The 19,392-nt window shown below is 59.0% G+C and carries 14 protein-coding genes; 9 read left to right on the plus strand and 5 right to left on the minus strand.

The annotated features are described in order from the left end of the window. The first annotated feature begins 20 nt into the window (after positions 1-20). From AAF358_16395 to AAF358_16425, 7 genes are all read left to right on the plus strand, one after another. Positions 21-2,897, plus strand: coding sequence for a serine/threonine-protein kinase (locus AAF358_16395; GenBank protein MEM7707137.1), 2,877 nt, complete (start codon positions 21-23; stop codon positions 2,895-2,897). A 414-nt stretch (positions 2,898-3,311) separates the two neighbouring features. Beyond that, positions 3,312-5,156, plus strand: coding sequence for a hypothetical protein (locus tag AAF358_16400; GenBank protein ID MEM7707138.1), 1,845 nt, complete (start codon positions 3,312-3,314; stop codon positions 5,154-5,156). 353 nt (positions 5,157-5,509) lie between these two features. After that, complete coding sequence (locus AAF358_16405) at positions 5,510-6,073, plus strand: OsmC family protein (GenBank protein ID MEM7707139.1); 564 nt, start codon at positions 5,510-5,512, stop codon at positions 6,071-6,073. After that, positions 6,070-7,362 carry an NAD(P)-binding domain-containing protein gene (locus AAF358_16410; protein MEM7707140.1) on the plus strand — a complete coding sequence of 431 codons (1,293 nt, stop codon included), beginning with the start codon at positions 6,070-6,072 and terminating at the stop codon, positions 7,360-7,362. The genes AAF358_16405 and AAF358_16410 overlap by 4 nt, the downstream gene beginning before the upstream one ends. Further along, positions 7,340-7,993: a peroxidase gene (locus tag AAF358_16415; GenBank protein ID MEM7707141.1), complete on the plus strand. Its 654-nt coding sequence runs from the start codon at positions 7,340-7,342 to the stop codon at positions 7,991-7,993. Before AAF358_16410 ends, AAF358_16415 begins: the two co-directional genes overlap by 23 nt. After that, entirely contained in the window at positions 7,990-9,480 is a 1,491-nt protein-coding gene (cysK, locus tag AAF358_16420; GenBank protein MEM7707142.1) for a cysteine synthase A, read from the plus strand. The genes AAF358_16415 and cysK overlap by 4 nt, the downstream gene beginning before the upstream one ends. A gap of 213 nt (positions 9,481-9,693) precedes the next feature. Continuing rightward, entirely contained in the window at positions 9,694-10,572 is an 879-nt protein-coding gene (locus tag AAF358_16425) for a hypothetical protein (protein ID MEM7707143.1), read from the plus strand. A gap of 223 nt (positions 10,573-10,795) precedes the next feature. On the opposite strand, the gene AAF358_16430 is transcribed toward AAF358_16425, so the two are convergent. The 5 genes from AAF358_16430 to AAF358_16450 all read right to left on the minus strand — a co-directional run bounded on the left by AAF358_16430 (position 10,796) and on the right by AAF358_16450 (position 17,415). Then, a complete protein-coding gene (locus AAF358_16430; GenBank protein ID MEM7707144.1) occupies positions 10,796-11,734 on the minus strand; it encodes a hypothetical protein in 939 nt (312 codons plus the stop codon). 32 nt (positions 11,735-11,766) lie between these two features. After that, complete coding sequence (locus tag AAF358_16435; protein MEM7707145.1) at positions 11,767-12,690, minus strand: alpha/beta hydrolase; 924 nt, start codon at positions 12,688-12,690, stop codon at positions 11,767-11,769. A gap of 14 nt (positions 12,691-12,704) precedes the next feature. Beyond that, positions 12,705-13,856, minus strand: coding sequence for a hypothetical protein (locus AAF358_16440; GenBank protein ID MEM7707146.1), 1,152 nt, complete (start codon positions 13,854-13,856; stop codon positions 12,705-12,707). 224 nt (positions 13,857-14,080) lie between these two features. After that, the gene (locus tag AAF358_16445; protein ID MEM7707147.1) at positions 14,081-15,541 is read right to left on the minus strand and encodes a hypothetical protein; all 1,461 of its coding nucleotides are present in this window, start codon (positions 15,539-15,541) and stop codon (positions 14,081-14,083) included. Positions 15,542-15,642: 101 nt separating this feature from the next. After that, positions 15,643-17,415, minus strand: a complete 1,773-nt coding sequence (locus AAF358_16450; protein MEM7707148.1) for a S41 family peptidase — start codon at positions 17,413-17,415, stop codon at positions 15,643-15,645. A 270-nt stretch (positions 17,416-17,685) separates the two neighbouring features. Between AAF358_16450 and AAF358_16455 the strand changes: the two genes are divergently transcribed. Continuing rightward, on the plus strand, positions 17,686-18,570 hold the full coding sequence (locus AAF358_16455) for a LysR family transcriptional regulator (GenBank protein MEM7707149.1): 885 nt from the start codon (positions 17,686-17,688) through the stop codon (positions 18,568-18,570). 233 nt (positions 18,571-18,803) lie between these two features. Further along, complete coding sequence (locus tag AAF358_16460) at positions 18,804-19,391, plus strand: hypothetical protein (GenBank protein MEM7707150.1); 588 nt, start codon at positions 18,804-18,806, stop codon at positions 19,389-19,391. Position 19,392 lies beyond the last annotated feature (1 nt).

Consider the following 19,392-nt stretch of genomic DNA (forward strand, 5'->3'; position numbering starts at 1 on the left):
GGTGCTACGGACGCCAGGCTGTGACCGATCCGAACTGGAACAGGCTTTGGGAGCTCTTTGAGCAGGCGGTTGACCTGCCCGCAGATGAACAAGCGGCGTTTCTGGATCGAAGCTGTGGAGAGGACGCCGAGTTACGACGCCGATTGGTTCAGTTGATTGCCCGAGACGCTCAGCGGGAGGGCATGCTGGATGTCGGCCTCGAGGGCAGCGGTCTGATCGATGAGGTGTCCAGCCCGCTTCCGGGCCAGGTTGGCGCCTATCGGATTATCCGCGAGCTGGGGCGGGGCGGCATGGGCCAGGTGTTTCTGGGTGAGCGGGACGACCCGGAATTCCGTCAGCAGGTCGCCATCAAGCTCATCCCGCTGGGTCGATACTCCGACGCGGTGCTGAAACGTTTCGTGCTGGAACGCCAGATTCTATCGGATTTGAACCACGAGAATATCGCCCGGCTGCTGGACGGTGGAGTGACCGACGAGGGGATTCCGTACCTCATCATGGAATATGTCGACGGCCAAACCATCGACGCCTACTGCGAGGATCAGAATTTGGATCTTCAGGCGCGGCTTGGCCTGTTTCAGCAGGTTTGCCGCGCCGTCGACTATGCGCATCGCCGGTTGATCGTGCATCGCGACATCAAACCAGGAAACGTTCTGGTGGACCAAACCGGCCGGGTCAAACTGCTCGATTTTGGTGTCGCCAAGCTGCTCGAGCCCGCGCTGCAGGGTGAGGATGCCGTCACCGAAACCATGGGCCGGATGGCCACGCCAGAATATGCCTCCCCCGAGCAGCTCAAGGGTGAGCGTCTGTCCACCGCAACGGATGTTTACTCGTTGGGTGTTCTGCTCTATCAGCTGCTGACCGGCAAGCGACCCATTGAGGTCACGCGCAGCGATCTGGCGTCCACCATTCAAGCTGTCTCTGCGGAGGAGCCCGCCCGCCCCAGTCAGCTTCGTGCGCACGGAGCTCCGTCAGTCCCCTCGAAGCTGCTGCGAGGGGACCTCGACAACATCGTGATGCTGGCGCTACGCAAGGATCCGGATCGACGCTACGGCTCAGCGGCCGAATTTTCCACCGATGTGCAGCGCTACCTCGACGGATTTCCGATTCAAGCCAGGCCTGAATCGATGGGCTACCGGGCCGGCAAGTTCATTCGTAGAAATCGGCTCGCGGTTGCCGCATCGACCGTCGTCTCGTTTGCGCTGATCATCCTGGCGGCCACCAGCTATCTGCAGGCGCGCAACCTATCGGCCGCTTTGGCACAAGCCAATCTCGAGCGGCAAAAGGCAAATGAGGTCGTCACTTTCATGCGCGATCTGTTTAAGGCCAGCGATCCGTTGGCGCCGGATGCCAACCAGAGGTCGACCGAACAGCTGCTGGCGGATGGCGCCGAACGAATCCGCTCGGAGCTGCAAGGGCAGCCGGCGCTGCAGGCGTCGCTGATGAGCACCATGGCTGAGGTCTACCTTAACCTGAGCCATTTTGACGAGGCGCAGACCCTCGCCGAAGACGCACTCGACGTCTACCGCAACAACCCGACAACCGGTGCGAATAGCGCTCTCAAGACGCAGCTTACGCTGGCCCGCATCGCCTTTCTGGAGGAGGATTTTGAGCAGGCTATGGTGCTGTGCGAAGCGGCGTTGGAGACCGCTGGCAGCGTGGATGACCAGCTTGAGATACGAGTTCAGGCGAATCTTCAGTGCGCGTCAGCGGAGTCGTTTCTTGGGCGCTACGAGGCATCTATCGACCGAGTGCGAAACCTGCTCGATGGTGACCTTCAGCTCATGGCGGAGCAAACGGACAGCGTGGCAGAGGCCCATACGGTGCTGGGCTCCAACTATTGGTATCTCGCTGACTACGATCGATCCCGCACCGAGTACGGCACGGCGTATGAGCTGGTGCTCAGCCGGTATGGAGAGCAGCATCCCAAATCTATCTCAGCCCTCAATCGCATCGGCTCAGTCGACCTGCGGACCGGTTCGCTAGAGCGGGCAGAAAAGATTCACCGCGAGGTACTGGACCAGACTCGATCTCTGCTGGGCCAGGGTCACAGCCAAACGGCCTATGCCACAAACGGCCTTGGCGTAGTGTTGCTGCAGCAAGGCAATTACGACGAGGCCGAAGCGCTGTTCCTGGAGTCGATTACCGCGTACGAGGCGCTGCAGGGGGCAAATTCTGCCGGCGCCCTGCGGCCGATGATCAACCTGGCGCTGGCGTATACCGAGACCCAGCGCTATGACGAAGCCATACCCATCCACGACGAGCTGCTGCGGCGAGAAATTGCTGCGATGGGGCCGGATTTCTGGCGGGTAGGTCTCCACTACAACAATGCCGGCCTGGTCTACCAGGACCTGCGTCAGCTCAAAAAAGCCGAGACCTCGTTTCGGAACGCCCATGAGGTGATTCGCAAGGCCTGGGGCGAAGACCATCCCGGCCTGGCCTATAGCACGAACAACCTCGCGATTGTGCTGCACGATCAGGGTGAAAGCGAGGAAGCTGAAGCACTCTTCAAGCGCGCGCTCAAGCTACGGCGGGATGGGCTCGACGAGGCACACCCAGCGCTGGCCGCGACGCTACATGAATATGGCCGGTTTCTGATCGATCACGGACGTCACCATGAGGCAGCTCCGATGGTGACGCAGGCACTAGCAATCCGCCGTGAGAAGCTTGCCGCCGACGACTGGCGCACGCAGCATACCGAGGCGCTGCAGGGCGCCCTGCTGGCTCTCGAGAAAGACTTTGACGGTGCGGAACCGCTGATCACTAGGTCACTAGCGGGCCTCGAAACGTCTCTGGGTCCCACCCATTGGAGAACCCTGGACACCCGCCGCCGGGCCTACGACATGTACCGCGCGTGGGGCCGAGAGCAGCAAGCGGATAACTATGCTCCAAGCGAGTAATGCCGTTCTCTTGGTGGGCCCTTTTTCCCGCTCTTGCCACGGCGATGGGCATGCTGGACGTCTCTGAGTCTGAGTCTCTCCAAACTCTGGCGGGCAGTTTCGCGCCGCGGTGTTTCCCGAAACCTCCAACCGCGCATGTGCCAATTACTGGTCTTTCCTAGGGGTTATCTCCCGTTTGGTCGTTGTCTTAGTATGTTTCGGTACGTCTGCGCCAATACAGTTTGGAAGCGAGCACTTCTGGCGCTCAGTTTGATTCTTGCAAGTAGCGCTGCCACGGCCCAAGTATGGCTCGATCTTTTCGGCCAGCCCACGATAACTGGCCAGATCGAGTCCGTTGCCCGAGCGGGAAATAAGCTGTTCGTAAGTGGAAACCTCATGAGCGTTGCGGAACGGCGAGCGAGCGGGCTGGCTGTTTTGGATAACGATACCTGGTCGCCAGTACCGACGGATCTGGGACAGGGGTTTAGCCACATGGCCTGGCATAGCAGCGACAGCGAATCTGCTCTTTACGGCGCTTTACCAGATAAATTCCGCCTGACTGACGGACTAATTGTCAAAATCGAAAATGGTAGGGTCAGTGAAGAGCCCATAACCGGCGGGGTAACCGGGCTGCAGTCGGTTCGGCTCAACGGCAAAAATTTGCTTCTGGCGAGCGGCCGATTTAATGATGGAAACAGGGATTTTGGGCTGGTTGTTTGGGATGGCCAGGGGTGGCGTTACTTGGCAGAAATCGAGGAGCGCTCACAATCACTAACGGTCGTTAGGCGCGACGGCCGCGACTACCTTTACGCTCTGGATTTCGGCCAAAACAGCGTCATCGAATACGACGGGTTCGAGCTGGTTCGTCGACAGGTCCCTTTGCTTCCTTTCGTGCGAGATCTCGCACAGTTTCCCGGAATATTGGCCGCCTGCGACTCCCAGGCCATGTTCCTCAGCCTATTTGATGGCACAAATTGGGCGCTGCTAAGTACTGGCGGAGGATGCCGGAATGTTGTTAGCCGCCGGTTCGATGGAGTTGACCAAATCCTGTTCAACGACTCAGTTAACGACTGGCTGGTGTATGAAACAGTGGGCTCCACGCCCCAACCGCTTTCGCTGCCGATCGGCGGCGACCGATCCACAATTCCAATCTCCGCTGCCGGCGACCTCGCCCTTGGAACGCTGTCCGCGCGGCAAGACTCTCAACAGCTTTCGATCTGGGAGGACGATCGTTGGTATCAGCCAGAGCTTCGGTTTACGTCTACCCGGTTGCGTGCCCGGGTCCGGTCATCAAACCAATCTGACGGTTTGATCAGTCTGTTCGGGCAATTTGGCATGGCGCCCGACCCGCTTCAGACCGCGGTTGCGGTCTTTGGAGAAAACGGCGTTGAAAGTGTTCGGGCCGTCCCTGATCAGGCTCTTAACGCGGTCGTGACCGAGTCTGGTGTGGTCTATGCCGCAACCCCCGATGGACTCTGGCTGAAACAGGATCAGGATGAGTCCCTGATCGAAATCCCGGAAGGCCAACCTGGGGTTGGTCTGGCTTTGACAAGCGACGGAGAGTTGTTTGTGGGCACGTGCGACGATCGCGTGCTGCGCCTCCAGGACCAGTCGCTTGAGCCTGCCGCACGGCTCCCGCAGGACTATACGGTATTGTGTGATGAACCTCTGATTGCGGTCCCCTCATCTTCACCCGCGTCGGGTATCTACTTTACCGCCCAACAGGCGCCTCGCCCGTTCGAAGTTGGCGTAAGGGTTTCTGTGTGGCGACTGGTAGGAACGAATCTGACCGAGGTATCGCCACCTGGGTTGAACCAACAGAACTATTTCTATCCCTATTTGCCTCAGGTGTCATTGGTAGAGGTTAGAGGAAACCTGGTACCTGCGGTCGGATCTGAACGCAGCATCAGCTGGTTCGACGGCAGTGAATGGACCACCCTGCCGGCTCCGCCTGAAGAGCTGTTTCTGCATGGCACTTTGCGCGGCCCGATTGCGACGGCGCGTGTAGGAGGGGCAGCATGTTTTTTCGCGTCCTTCCCGACAGGGATTGCTCAATTCTGCAACGACCAGTGGTCCATTCCTAGTGAGCTTCGGTTGTCCTTCACTAACTCAAACGATTACTTCAACGTGCGGGGCATTACGACAATGGTTTCGGGCAGGTACCAGGGCCGCGGTGTCCTGATCGTAGGCGGGAGGTTCGATGCGGCGGGTCGCTCGACCCAATCACGCACCGCCGTGCTCGATTTGGATGTCATTCGCAAGGATGGATTCGAGCCATGAGCACGGAATTTCACCTCGCCCGTCGGCAATAGCCGGAGCGGCCAGTTCGCTATGGGGCCGTGCCCCTGCCATTCTCGGTGAAGCTGAGGTTCCTCTCGGGATATTTTGCGAACGTAAACCTCGCCGCGTCACCGAGTATCAGGCGTGCCGGCTTCCTCTCAACTTTTTCTCGATCCAACATGAGCTTTCGCTCAATACCAAGCTCACCTTTAAATTCTTTTAAATCTTTGATTTTACACCAGAAAAACAAGCGGTCACCAAATGGTCAGGCCCCGGTCAAGTGAGTCATACGTGTCGGCGCCAGGATGCTCTCCAACGGCGGCAATAACGCTGCTCAATCACGGAGAAAAATCATGACCCATACCACCGTCGAGACCGAAAACGGCGTTAACGTTGCTGCCCTGCTGGGTGCACGAGAGGCGCTGACCGAAGCCCCGGAGGCCGCCAAGTTTGTCTGGCGCGCTGCCTGTGAATGGAAAAACGGCACCCACACGGAATCGCGTGTTGAAGGCTTTTTCGGCCTGGGTGAAGAGCAGCGCCACGTGCGTGAGTTTCGCTACGACACCGATCACCCGGAGGTCTTTGCTTCCGAAGACCAGGGATCGACCCCCGTCGAGATGATTCTGGTGGGCCTGGCGGGTTGTCTGACCGCCGGTATTGCCTCGGTGGCTTCCAACCGGGCGATCCGTCTGAACTCGGTCACCGCGACTCTGGAAGCCGACATGGATATCCAGGGCATCCTGGGCATCGACGGCGATGTTCGCAACGGCTTCAACGGCGTCACGGTGAGCTATCAGATCGATGCTGACGCCACCGAGGAAGAGATTGCCGCGCTCGTCGCGCAGTCCCAGAAGCGCTCGGCGGTATTCGACATCATCACGAATCCGACGAACGTCAACGTTCGGGTCAACCAGTGAGCCTCCTGGCCTACCCACACCCTCGCGCTGCCGGCGCCATTGACGTTGTTGTCATTGGCGCTGGTCATGCGGGGCTGTCCGCCAGCAGCCTGCTGAGCCGCCAGGGTGTCGGACACGTGGTGCTGGAGCGGGGTGAGGTGGCCAACTCCTGGCGTCATGAACGCTGGGACTCGCTGCGCCTGTTGACTCCCAACTGGCAGACTCAACTGCCCGGGAGTCCTTATCAAGGCGAAGACCCGGATGGCTTCATGGCCATCCCGGAGCTGGTGGAGACCCTGACCGGTTACGCCGCCGCCATGAACGTGCCGGTGCACACCCAGACCACGGTCACCACCGTACGTCCCGATGGCCTGGGTTATGAAGTGGTCACCAATCGGGGCACCTGGCGAGCTCGGGCGGTGATCATCGCCAGCGGTGCCTGCAACTCACCTGTGGTGCCAATGGTCGCCGCTGACCTTCCCGACACGATTTGTCAGTTGACGCCTTTTGATTACACCCATGCCGGCGAGGTGGACGAGGGCGGTGTCCTGGTCGTCGGCGCCTCGGCCACCGGGCTGCAGCTGGCGCACGAACTGCTGGCCCATGGCCGCCAAGTGACGCTGGCTGCCGGGGAGCACGTACGGATGCCACGCCGTTATCGCGGTCGCGACATCTTTCATTGGCTGAGCCACTGCGGAATCCATGACGAACGTTATGACGAGATTGATGACGTCTCACGCGGTCGGCGCCTTCCTTCGCCGCAGCTAGTCGGGAATCACGATCTGCCGATTCTGGACCTGAACGAGATTCAGCGCGCCGGCGGCCAGGTTACGGGGCGCCTGATGGGTGTGCGGGATAACACGCTGCAGTTTTCCGGCTCGCTGCAAAACGTGTGTCAGCTCGCGGATCTGAAGATGCAGCGCCTGCTGAAGCTGATCGACGAGACGGCCGACGCGGAGCAAGCGCCGCCGGCTGAAAGCTTTGCGCCGACAGCGGTCGACCTAGCGCCGGCCCTGACCATGGACGTTGACCGCCAGAACATCAAAACGGTGATCTGGGCTACCGGATTTCGCCCCGACTACCGCTGGCTCGACGTGCCCGTGCGGGATCGCAAGGGGCACCTGAGACATGACGGCGGCGTGGTGGACGCACCGGGTCTGTACGTGCTCGGGCTGCCGCTGATGAGGCGCCGCAAGTCCAGCTTCATCTTCGGTATCGAAGACGACGCCCGCGACATCACCCGTCACCTGAGCAACTACCTGGAACAACTTAAGAGGAGAGAAAGCGATGGCATTTATCGATACGGTTAGGCCCGCCGAGGCCACTGGCCCGGTGCGGGATATGTATGAGCGCCAGCAGGCGCACTACGGCTACGTGCCCAACTACGCCAAGGCGTTTAGCCATCGTCCCGAGGTGCTCGCGCGCTGGGGCCGGCTGCTCGCTGAGATCAAGCGCCACACGGACGAGCGCCGCTTCGAGCTGGTGACCTTTGTTGCCGCCCACGAGCTGGGCTACAGCGCCTGCCTTCTCGCCCACGGAAAGAAGCTGGCCGCCCTGATTGGCCGCCACCGCGTGCTGGCGCTGCTCGAGCGTCGCGAAGCGATGGTGCTGCCGATTCCCGAAGTAGCGATGGTGCGCTTTGCCCGAGCGGTGGCTCGCGACGCGTCGAGCGTCGACGAAGAGCAGGTCAAGACCCTTCGCGATCAGCTTGGCTTCTCCGACGCCGAGATATTTGACATCGCGGCTATTGCTGCTGGGCGCAGCTTTCTGGCCAAGCTGCTCGATGCGTTGGGTTCAGCACCCGACGTGGCCAGCATGGAGCTAGAAGAAGATCTGCGCGACGCGCTGACCATCGGTCGGCCGATCTGCAACGAAGCCCCAGAATTTACGCAGCCGCACAACGCAACTTACACGCTGCACGAAGTGAGGAAAGCACAATGATCTACAACAGCATCCTGGAAACCATTGGCAACACGCCGCTGATTCGTCTGGAAAGGTTAGCGCCCGCCGGCGTCAACGTCTGGGTCAAGGCCGAGTCATTTAATCCCATGGGTTCGGTCAAAGACCGGATGGCGCTGGCCATGATCGAGAAGGCTGAACAGACCGGAGCCTTGAAGCCTGGCCAGACCGTGGTCGAAGCAACCAGCGGCAATACCGGTATCGGGCTGGCGATGGTCTGTGCCCGCAAAGGCTATCCGCTGGTCGTGACAATGTCGGAGAGCTTCAGCGTTGAGCGCCGGAAGCTGCTGCGATTTCTTGGCGCCAAGGTGGTTCTCACGCCGGCCGCGGAGAAGGGCACAGGTATGGTCAAGAAAGCCGAAGAGCTTGCCCATGAACACGGCTATTTCATGCCGCTGCAGTTTGAAAACGAAGAAAACGCCAACGTGCACTACCGCACCACCGCCCGCGAGATCGTCCGGGACCTCGATGACCGTCCGCTCCACGCCTGGGTGTCGGGTTTCGGGACGGGCGGTACGCTGCTTGGCGTGTCCCGGGCGCTGCGGGAGCTGAGCCCCGAAACCCGCATTGTTGCCGCAGAGCCTGACAACTCCCCGATCGTGGCAAGCGGCATCGCCCAGGAACGAGATGGCGACGGTCGACCGGTTGGCAGCCACCCACAGTTCCGTCCCCACCTGATGCAGGGCTGGAGCCCGGACTTTGTCTCCGATCTGACGCAGGCGGCGGTCGACGAACGGCTCATCGACGACATCGTTCCCGTGGACGGAGAAGAGGCCATGGAGCTGTCTCGCGCTCTGGCCCAGAAAGAAGGCATTTTTGTCGGTACCTCGGCCGGCGCCACGCTGGCTGCCGCGCTGGAGGTCGCGCGCAAAGCCCCCGAAGGATCACACATCGTGGCGATGCTGCCCGACACCGGTGAACGCTACCTGTCGACGCCCCTGTTCGGCGCAATCAACGAGGAGATGAACGACGATGAGCTGGCGTTATCGACGTCAACCCCAGGATTTCGGTTCGACCAGCAGCCGGCTGCGCCTGCACTCGCTTCGTCGGTTGAACAGCCGAAGCAGGAAGACACGGAAGCCACAAACTTTGTCACGGCGGCGGTGGAGGACAACCCGGTAGTGATGTTTTCACTGGCCTGGTGCGAGTTCTGCTGGAGCGTACGCACGTTGTTCGACGCCCTCGGCGTTCCGTTTCGCGCCATCAGCCTGGATTCCGTCGAGTATCAGGAGGAGGACTTGGGCGTCAGGGTTCGAGAAGCGCTAAAGCAGCGCGTCGGCGCACCGACCATTCCGCAGGTGTTTGTCGCGGGTCAGCTACTGGGAGGATGCACCGACGTGATCGAAGCCTACGAAAGTGGCGCTCTCCACCGACAGCTTGATGCTGCGGGGATCAGCTACGATCGAGACGCAACGCCCGATGCAAGGAGCCTGTTGCCCAAGTGGGTGCACCCACGCAAAACGGCCTGAAAGGTCTTAGCGCAACACATGGAGCTTGCGAAGGTTGGGGGCTAGGATCGTCCTGATCCTGTTGGTAAGAAACCAATTGGCTCTCGAAATCGATTTCCGCTGCCGAAAACTGACATGAAGCTTCGTATGCGCCCGTTGTCGCGATAGTACCCCGCTGGAAGGAGCAGACTAATGTCTTATACTCGTTGGTGGTCGAATTCGAGGAGTAAGGCCATGTCCGATGCATCATTCCGCCGATCGGCGGCCGCGGCACTTGTTTTGCTATGGGTCGCAATCCCGCCATCCGCCGCGCAAAACATGGCCTTCACCTACCAGGGCCAGCTCAATCAGGGTGGACAGCTGGCAAACGGCTCGTATGACTTCCAGTTTGCACTCTTCGATTCCGGTGATTTTCTCCAAACTATCGCTTTTGCTGACCCTCTCAATATTCTGGACGTTCAGGTGATAGCGGGGACTTTTTCTGCTGAATTAGATTTTGGCCCCGGGGTGTTTGGGGATGTCGACCTCTGGCTGGAGATCCGGGTACGGGAAAGCGGCTCTACCGGCCCATTGACAACCCTGTCACCGAGACAACGGATCTCAGCGGTTCCCCTGGCACTAGTTGCTGAGATGTCCTCGGTTGCCGGTGTTGCAGATCTGGCAGCCAGCGTTGCTCCGGGGAGCGTTGGTAATGCACAACTCGCTGCGAGCGCGGTAACCGGCGACAAGGTTGCCACCGGCTCGATTTTCGGCTCGGACATCGCCAACAACAGCATAACGTCGAGTGACATTGCCGATGGCAGCATTACTTCCAGCGACATTGCGAATAACTCAGTTGCTGGCGTGGATTTAGGCAGCTCAGTATTCACCCGATCTACCGTCACGAGGGTCACCACTAGTGGGACATCGGAGCCTATCGTCTCCGCTGATCTCGGTAGCGCTTTCCGCCGTCTGTGTTTCCTATCGACGGTGCGGGTAAACGATGTCGACGGCAGCAGTGAGTATGCTGAATGCGAGGTCGACATCGCCTCGGGCCGCTGGCGTGTCCGTGCACTGGCTCGTCCTAATGACGACAACGACGCGACCTGCGAAGCGTATTGCATCAGTTGGTAGATCAGTTAACGCCAGCGCAGGGCCAAACCCGGCAGCATTAGCTGAGCCGATGCCGCGGGTAAGATCTCGCTACGGAGCTGAAGCTAGAGCTAGCACTCTTCGCAATCCTAGTCTTTGTATCCACGTTTGCTGTTGCTACCGTCAAACGCCACTCTAAGAGGGTTTTTTCGGTCAGCTATTGAGCCAATGAGGTGTACTCTTTTTCGCGCGGATCCAGTCGTGACTAGGTACGATCTGCGTATTCCCGGGTCATGATGCTCTTGATGGCGTCAGGAAGCTCGTCGAAGGTCGGTGTCTTGATACCGGTCTTGTGGTTGAGGATCTGAGTTTCCTCCGAACCGCCGTAGCTCTTTGCCCAGGCATAGAGTCCTTTTCTGCCGACGCCGGCAAAGCTGTAGCGCGCGGTTGCTGCGGCGGTGGTCTCGTCCATCAGCTCGTCGAGCGGCGTCGCCCAGGACGACATGTCGACCTGGGGCTGGTGTGGCCCCTCCGTTTTGGGGCCACCCTTGGCCAGAAAAACGACATCCGGCCCCAGCCGCAGATAGGGCAGGGTAGGTCCGGCCTCCACGGTCGAGTTGGTTTTTCCCTTGTCGATTCGTCCTTCTTTGCCCGTCAGCAGATCCATTTTGACGCTGGCGGCAAACAAGGTGTCGGGCACGTACAGCGTCTCACCCGTTTCGGCAACATTGATGGTCCGTTTCGGTGCGAGCGTGTTGGGATCGACGGCGACCCGTGTGAACACCGAATGGGTGATCACCTCCGAAGGCTCTCCCGAGCGTTCGTCGGTTTTCGCCAGTTCAATAAACGAATACCAATACTGAAGCTCATTGACCAGGGTCTTCGCCGGCTTTCCCGGCGGACAGATCAGCGATCGGCTCATGCGAAGGACATGACTCTTGGACCCATCGAGACTGAAAATAGACTTGAGCCGCGCCCGCGCCAGCTGCGCCGGGTCATCGAGGTCAAAGTCGCCGCGCTGCTTGAAAATCGCGCGAGGCTTTGAAAAGGCCTCCTCCGGCAGGTCTTTCATCAGCCCTTTGGGCGTAAAAGGCTCGGGCGAGTGGTCAGAGGCCAGGACAGGCTGTGCGAGGAGGCCCAGCCCAACAGTGCCAAAAACGCGCAGCATGCTGCGTCGAGAAAGATCGTCAGATGGAAGCGGCATAGGCTGAGTCCTCAGTTAAGTCGGGAATGGTGTCAGCGGGCGGCTGGTCCGGTCCAAAAATTTCGCAGAGCCGCGTTGAGCTCGGTTGGACTTTCTAACGGCAGTAGCCTTCCCGCCGTTTTGAATTGCACGACGCGCGCATCAGGAAACCGATTGGACATACGCGCAACGTCCTCCGGCGTAAAGACAATATCCGCGGTACCCACCGGCAGTAGTACCGGTACTTTGACCTTCCCCGGCAAATCGGGACGTCCCTCGGTGAGGCCCGTGCCGGCGAAAAAGGCGACAAACATCTCGGTTCGGGTATCGAGGATCATCTGCTTGTAGCGGGCGCGAGCGTGCAGGCTGTTGACCGGCCCGTCGATATACTCGTCGAACCTTCGGAACAGAACATCTTTACCCTCAACCACAACGAGGCGGGCCAGCTCCTGCTGATAGCGTTTGTAGGCCGGGTTCGATCCGAGATCAAAATTTCCACTGATGAGCGTGACGCTGGCGACCCGGTCGGGGATGCGCTCGTAAACCAGCCCGGCGATAAACGCCGTAGCGCTCATCCCGACCAGGTCAATCTTGTCCTCAACGCCGATTGCGTCGAGAAAGGTGACGATATCGTCGGCATACCGGTAGTAGTCGAGTGGGAGGTCTGTGACGGGTTCGGAGCGACCCCAGCCCCGCAGGTCTGGCGCAATGACCCGGCGAATATCCGATAGCCCGTTGAGCTGATCAAGCCAGAGTGCGGAGTGCAGAAAAAAACCGTGCAGCAGGACTGCCGGGGGACCCGATCCTTTGGATCGATAGCCCCACATCGCGTCTCCCACGGGTACCGAGAATAGTCCGTCCGGACCTGCAGTCTCTCGGTTTGCTGCTAAAGCCGCGGTGGTCGCGAGGGCAAAACAAAAAAGGAAACTGACCGCCAGCCAAGATCGCGCGCTTAGGTATTGGATCGTCCGAGCCATCGGCGACCAGTCCTCTAGGCGCTCTTGCGCACGCGGCGGAAGTTTCGAAGGTTGCCGTCTTCACTGATCGCAAGGCCGATGCCCCGCGTTGGACCGGCGGTGTTCGTCCGCACCGAGAAACCGTAGTAGTACATATAGATGGCGCCGCTGGGATGCACCGTTAGCTGCGGGTAAGAAACGCCACCGCTGTCGAAGCGGTCGTAGTTGCCCATATGAAAAATCGGCTCGTCATAAAGCCGCGTCCAGGTCAGCGCGTCGTCGGACACGGCCGCGCCGATCATTCTTGGATAACCCGCCACGCGTCCATCCAGCGCCGTGTACACCATCAGCCAGCGCGGCCCTGACGAATCTGGATTGGGGATGATATGGCGCGTGTTAGAACCGGCAAGCTCCCACCGGGCCGGTTCCTGTGTCCATTTGATCGGCCCCAGACGGGTCCAGTTTTTTAGATCCTTGGACTCAGCAACCAAAGTCTCCCAATAGCCAGCGGTGGCGGAAATGCTGGCGTAGTACATGAGGAACCGATCGCCGTCGTGGATGCCGTTGGGGAATGCACCATAAACATCGTCGTCGATATCAACCGATGCACCGCCGGTTGCCGTGCCACGGATGCGCTCCCAGTGAATGCCGTCTTTGCTGCGCGCGACGCCCGGTCGGCATCGATAGCCTTTGTGCTGGTAGCTGTTCGGCGCCTGATAGCCCCCCAGGTCGCCAGGGATCGTCGAGTCACCGCCGAAGTACCAGAGCAGCCATTCGCCGTTGTGGTAGGTGACGTCACCGCTCGCGACGTGCGTCGCATCAAAATCGTCGGGGTTGTCGCTCCACTCCATGACGGCACCGCCGGTCAACGGACCCTTGAAGCGTGTCCAGCTGATCCCGTCGTCGGACTTGGCCACGGCAATCCGGCCCGTGCCGAAGAGCGGGGCGACGTCCTCGGGGAAATTGTTGTCCCGCGCGTAGTACCACATCCACCACTTCCGGTCTTGTTCATGCCACCGCACAACGGCGCCGCCGTTTTTGGCCTCGTCGCACCAACCCTCCGGGCCTTTCCCAAGGATGAAGCCGGGATCGGTGAGTGGCGCTGATCTGGCGAATGCGTTTCGACCTGGCAAAACGGAGGCAAGTCCGACAGCGGCCGCGCCGCGAAGGAATGGTCGCCGACCCATGCCCATCAGAGACGACCCTCGTCCAGGTCCAAACGCTTCGTCTTGCGGTCTAGACAGAAATTCCGAAGACCGTCTCGCTGAGTTGTCCGCATGGGGCCCACCGGCAGGTTGCTGGGAGAGAAGGCCTCATCCTGCGGTGAGCCGCTTGCCCTGCCCAATTGAAATGACGAATGGGCTCATAACGGGAAGTCATAATCGCGCCGAACGCAGCGCTTTCGACTTGTTTAGGTGCAGGGCTGTGCCTGTCGCAGCCGGAGAAGAAGGGTGTCTACCTTTGGGTGGGATTCCACGGGCGCCAGGTAGAGTAAGCCAGGTCCACCATGGCGTTTCAGCGTGCAGACCGTGTCTGCTGGAGGCGCTACGGTTCGCTCACCCAGTCGTTCGAGTAAGTCGCTCAGCTGACCGGGGTGGGCGATGACCACACCATGGAGGTAGGGGTGGTTGGCCAGAATGGAGTTCCCGAGGTCCTCTTCCACGTCCAGCGTCCACAGACTTCGGTTGCCAATTGACCGCCGAAGCTCCCGCATCAGACTTTCGAGCTGGCTATCTCCGACAACCGCAACGGTGACCGCCAGGCGTTGCTCAAGACTGTCCAAGCTGGCATCGAGCTTATTGAGCACCCGGTCGAAGTACCGATCAACAAAGGGCTGATCCATCGCAACACCCTCGGAAAGATATTGCTCCACCAGGTCCACCATCAGCTTGGCGGACTGATCGATCTGTGGATCGTTATAAAAAGACAAGGGTGCGTCAGCGTAGACTTTGTAGCCAACGTCGCCGCGCAGCCGCTTTTCGAGCACCCCGTTACCGATCGCGGTTGCCAGCGCCTCGTCCATCAGCCCCAGCGCTACGGACGCGTTTGCCGATTCAGCTTTCATGGCGCCCTTGAGGCGCAGCTGATGCCAGTTTGGGGGCGCCAAACTGTAAAGGTAATGGGCAAGCTCGTGAACTACGACGCCAATACGGTGTTGAGCGGTTTCCCCGGAAACCACCTCAACTACGCTGTGCTGCTGAATCTGCTGACCGCGGCTCGGGCTGTCATGCGGTGGCCGGAACATCAGGTTTAAGGTCAGTCCTTCGATGACCGAAGCGTTTTGAACGCCGTAAAAGGCTACGGCCGCCCCGACCGTCGAGTTGATCTCACTCGCAAGCAGCGCGTTTAACTCCTTCTTGACCGCAGTCATTGGTGCGACCGCATCACGTGCCCACCATTGCTGAAATGCGGGTTCGAAATGACTGACAATTTCGGTCATCCGCGCCGCGTCCGGGGTTGTCATCACCAGCATCAGCCGTTCCCGCAAGCCGTCCAGCGAGTCGCTCATGAAAGAGGCCGTTCGAAGGCGCTGTGAGAGGTCAAAATAACTGGCCGGGTCAGGCCCCATGTCAGGAATTGGCAATCCTAATAGCGCTGGGGAGGGTCGCTCACCCCTCAGCCACACGCTCGTGCCGTAGCGGTTGCTGATGGCAGCAAATTCCGTCAGCAGCCGGTTGGCCTCAGCATCAAGCCAACCTTGCTCAGTCCATAACTCTTCGTAAGCGGGCTGGCTGCAGTGACCGCCATCGACCAGGCAGCCCAGCTGGTAATACAGGTTGGCCACCGGTGAAACCCGAATGGTCAGAGCCGTTTCCTGACTTTTCGCGACAGGAAATGCCAGCAGCGCAAACACCGCGCCAAGTAGGGACAAAGTTTTCATACCTGCCTAGATGTTTTTTGAGCAAAGAAGGTCACAAGATAATAAGCAAAAAAAGTGGTTGCTTGACCGTTGGTTGGCTGCGCAATCGCCGCCTAGGGCTTTTGTGGCGCATGGGGAATACGAGTCAATCGCCGGAGCGCCTCTTCTGGGGGTGTTTTCCCCACAATTTGCATCACGGCTGCTTCCAGGACTTCGTCGCGCGCGTTGCGAATGCCACGTACCGTCGGTTTGATGGATATGTCGGGAACGATGCCTATTTGCTGGGTCGGGGTCTTGTCTGGATAGAAGACGCCGATGCCGCTGATAAAGGTTCTGTGGTTACCGGGCAGCGAAATCGGAGACATATTCCCGTCTGCGCCAGCGGTCTGGCTGCCGATTACCACGGCGTCGGGCGCCGCTCGGAAAGCCATGGCTGTATATTCGGCCTGACTTTGGCTGGTCTCATCGACCAAGATGACCACTTTGCCGCCAAAAAAGGGACTCGCGGGCTTCAATTCCAGCGGTTCCGTCCAGCGAAAAGTACCGGGCGATTCCAAATCACCATGAGTAAATCTCACAAACGGCGTAGCTTTTTCGACAAGGTGTTGGCCCAGGGCAAACACCACAAATTCAGCGGGGTAATTGCGAATGTCGATGATCAATCCGCGAGCCCCGTCGATAGTTTCAAGATATGTCGGTATCTGTTGCTTCGATATAGCGGAAAGCTTCAGGTAAGCGATGCCGTCCGACAGCAGCTGCAGCGCATCACCGTCGCGATCGTGAGTCCATGGTCGACCCAAGTCCTGAGGCACGCGCTCGAGCGTCAGATCCATCTGCCTGCCATCACGGTCAATCTGAACTTCAACCGACTTTTCTGCCCCTCTGAGCAGATAGCGATAGGCCTCGCGGAGCAGCGTCGCCTCGTTGGACACGCCGAGGTAAGGCGTCCAGTTTTTGACCAGTTCCCCGGTTGGTGTGCCGTCGACCGTAAGAATGATATCGCCGTAACGTAGTCCGTCCGGACCGATCGCCTCGCCCGAGTCGGACACCTCGGACTCATAAGTCCGCCAAACGACTGGCAGTCCCTCAACGGGCCGGATGTGTGCCGGAACATCCAGTGTCCCTGCAGGCGGTCGCTGGTCAAACGCACTCCAGAGATTTGAGTGACTGTCTCGGATGCGGGCGATTAGGGCCATCAGCTCAAGCGCGTACTGATCGTCATCTTCGGCCCTGACAAATCTGGGAATCGAATCTCGAAGCACCCCGTCCCAGTCTGCACCGATAAGATTCCGGTAGGGCGACCAGTACTCGATGATGTTCCAGAAACGAAAAAGTGCCAGCATCCGGTAACGCCAGTCCAGGTGCTCGACGTCGGAGTAGCCGTCTTCGAATTTAAAAACGGGATTGCGAACACCTTCGGCTAGGCTGACATAGTGCTGGCTGTTGACCTGCTCACGCGGACCCGTCCTCGGGGCTATGGCAGTCGCCAGCTCCGGACTCAGCAGGCTATTGTCCGTAAGCCAATTGTCGTCAACCGAATAGTGTTCGGCGCCAGTGGAAGCGGTCCCACAACCATCCTGCGGCCCGTCGATTCGCTTCAGCCAATCCACCAAAACTTCGCTGGCTTCTTCGCGACTGCTGGCTGCAACCGTCTCATCGACAACGCCGAAGAGCTTTTCGTCCCACTTGAAACATCCAGCGATCACATTTGGGTGATGGTATTTGAGGTATCCCCAAACCTTCCCCAGCAGAAAGAGGTTCTCTATGCTCTGGGGTGTGATCTCTGGGGTGGCGCTGAATTCGTGCGGGTCGCCGACCGGCTCGTTTCCTTTGGCAGATGACGCTGACAAAACCAGGGCACAAAAAAGAAAAACCAGCCGAGACATAAAAACCCTCCGAAACACACCGGGCAAACCCGCCACCCTACACAAGTCTATGTCGTGCTTTGCTCCTCTGTCATCGGCTTTGTCATACGCTGCGGAAACTGCCGCGGCCTACGAATGACGGGCGGCTTCGCAAAATGATAAAAGGGTCCGGTAGCTCGGTTCCTTTAGTTGCAAATTTTTTAGGTCAGATGTGCATCAGCGCGCGTTGTTGGCTGGCCTTGTCATACCTAAACTGCCGCGCGATTTGGAGTGATCCGGAGATACCTTTCGATGACAAACTGGAATGAGATTCATACGGCGGCACGGGTTGCCAAGCTTGGAACGGTAAGTGCAGCCGCTGACCAGCTGGGTATTCACCGAGCGACGGTGATCAGACATATCGAGCAGTTAGAGAAGCACTATGGCGCCAAGCTTTTCATTCGAGCGAAGGCAGGCTATACGCCGACAGACTTAGGTGTGGAGCTGCGCCGGGTTGCCGAGCTTGCAGACTCTCGCTTTGCCGAGATTGAACGCATGGTCAAATCGCAAGCGGATCATCTTCAGGGTGAGTTGGTTGTAGCAACGCTCGAGCTGCTGGTCCCCGACTTACTGCCGGTGATTGACCGCTACGCACGCGACTATCCAGATATGAAGGTCCACATCGTCGCGGGCGAAGCGCTTTCCAGGCTAGAGTACGGCGAGGCTGACATCGCCTTTCGAGTGGGTTCTAAACCTGATCACCCTGATGAGGTTGTTACGCCTTTTCTCCAAAAGACCCTTGGCCTGTTTGCGTCTGGCGACTACGTCCAGCGGCACGGCAAACCAAAGGATCGGCAAGACTACGCCAATCACACTTTTGTTGGCTCGACCGAAAAACGGCACTCCCAGTCGGCTTTTTTGCGCTGGATGGCAAGACAGGTGCCGTCCGATCGAATTCAGCTGCTGTTCAACGATTTTGAGGCGGCAGAACAAGCCATTCTTGGGGGCCTAGGCATTGGCTTTATCCCGCATTCCGTGGCGGAAAAACATGGCGATATGGTGGAGATTCGACCGGCGATGAAGGCCTGGTTGCTAAAGTCATGGCGGGTAACCCACGTGGACCTCCATCGGTCCGCGAAGGTGCACGCCTTCCTAACGACCCTCAAAGCGATTTATCCCAAGCAACCTCCAGTTTAGCCCATCCGGTTGTTTCAGCAGGTCCTCAACCTGCTGCAGAAATCCGCATTGGATGCGCACTTTCTATCGTTGATGTGGTTGCCGCTGCGCGGCTAGCCTGACGGCAGTTTCGGTTGGCCATGCGCCACGGCAACTGGCCGCATACCCGCGCCTGAGCTATCAGCTGAAACCCAGACAATTGCGCCAGTTGTTAGCCGTGAACTGGCACCTGAGCTAATGATCGGGAGGTATTCATGCACAGGTTTACGACGCCGGTATTGCTGGCAGTGTTCTTCGCGTCATGGCATTCCGCAGCCCCCTGCGCCGAAAAGACGGGCGATGAGGCTAAACCCAGGACTTCCCAGGACCAGGGCCTCAACTACAGAAACACTGCCCCGCAGGACTTTGACACGGTGATCATCGCGGCAAATGCCGCAGATCGCGCCCGTGCGCAGGAGATTCTGGAGATTTACCGGGTGCTGGAAAGTGATCCGTCCATCGCCAACATGCGCAAATACATCGCCAGCGGCTATATCCAGCACAACACCGTCATTCCCGACGGCCCTGAACCGCTAGCGATGGTGTTCTCCAGCTCAGTTGCGCAATACCCGGTGGCGATTGATGTCCACAAAGTGATGGTTCTGGGTGATTGGGCCATGGCTCACGTCAACTTCCGGAACTTAAGCGGCAACAACCCGAATGATCTGGGTATCGCTGCGGTTGATATTTACCGCTACAACGCCGACGGCAAGGTGATTGAGCACTGGGATGTGCTGCAGGGCGTGCCCACTCACTCGGCCAATCCTAACGGCATGTTCCTCCCCGTTTTTGATGAGGAGTAAT

It is taken from the genome of Pseudomonadota bacterium, from assembly GCA_039033415.1.
GTDB lineage: Bacteria > Pseudomonadota > Gammaproteobacteria > Xanthomonadales > SZUA-38 > JANQOZ01.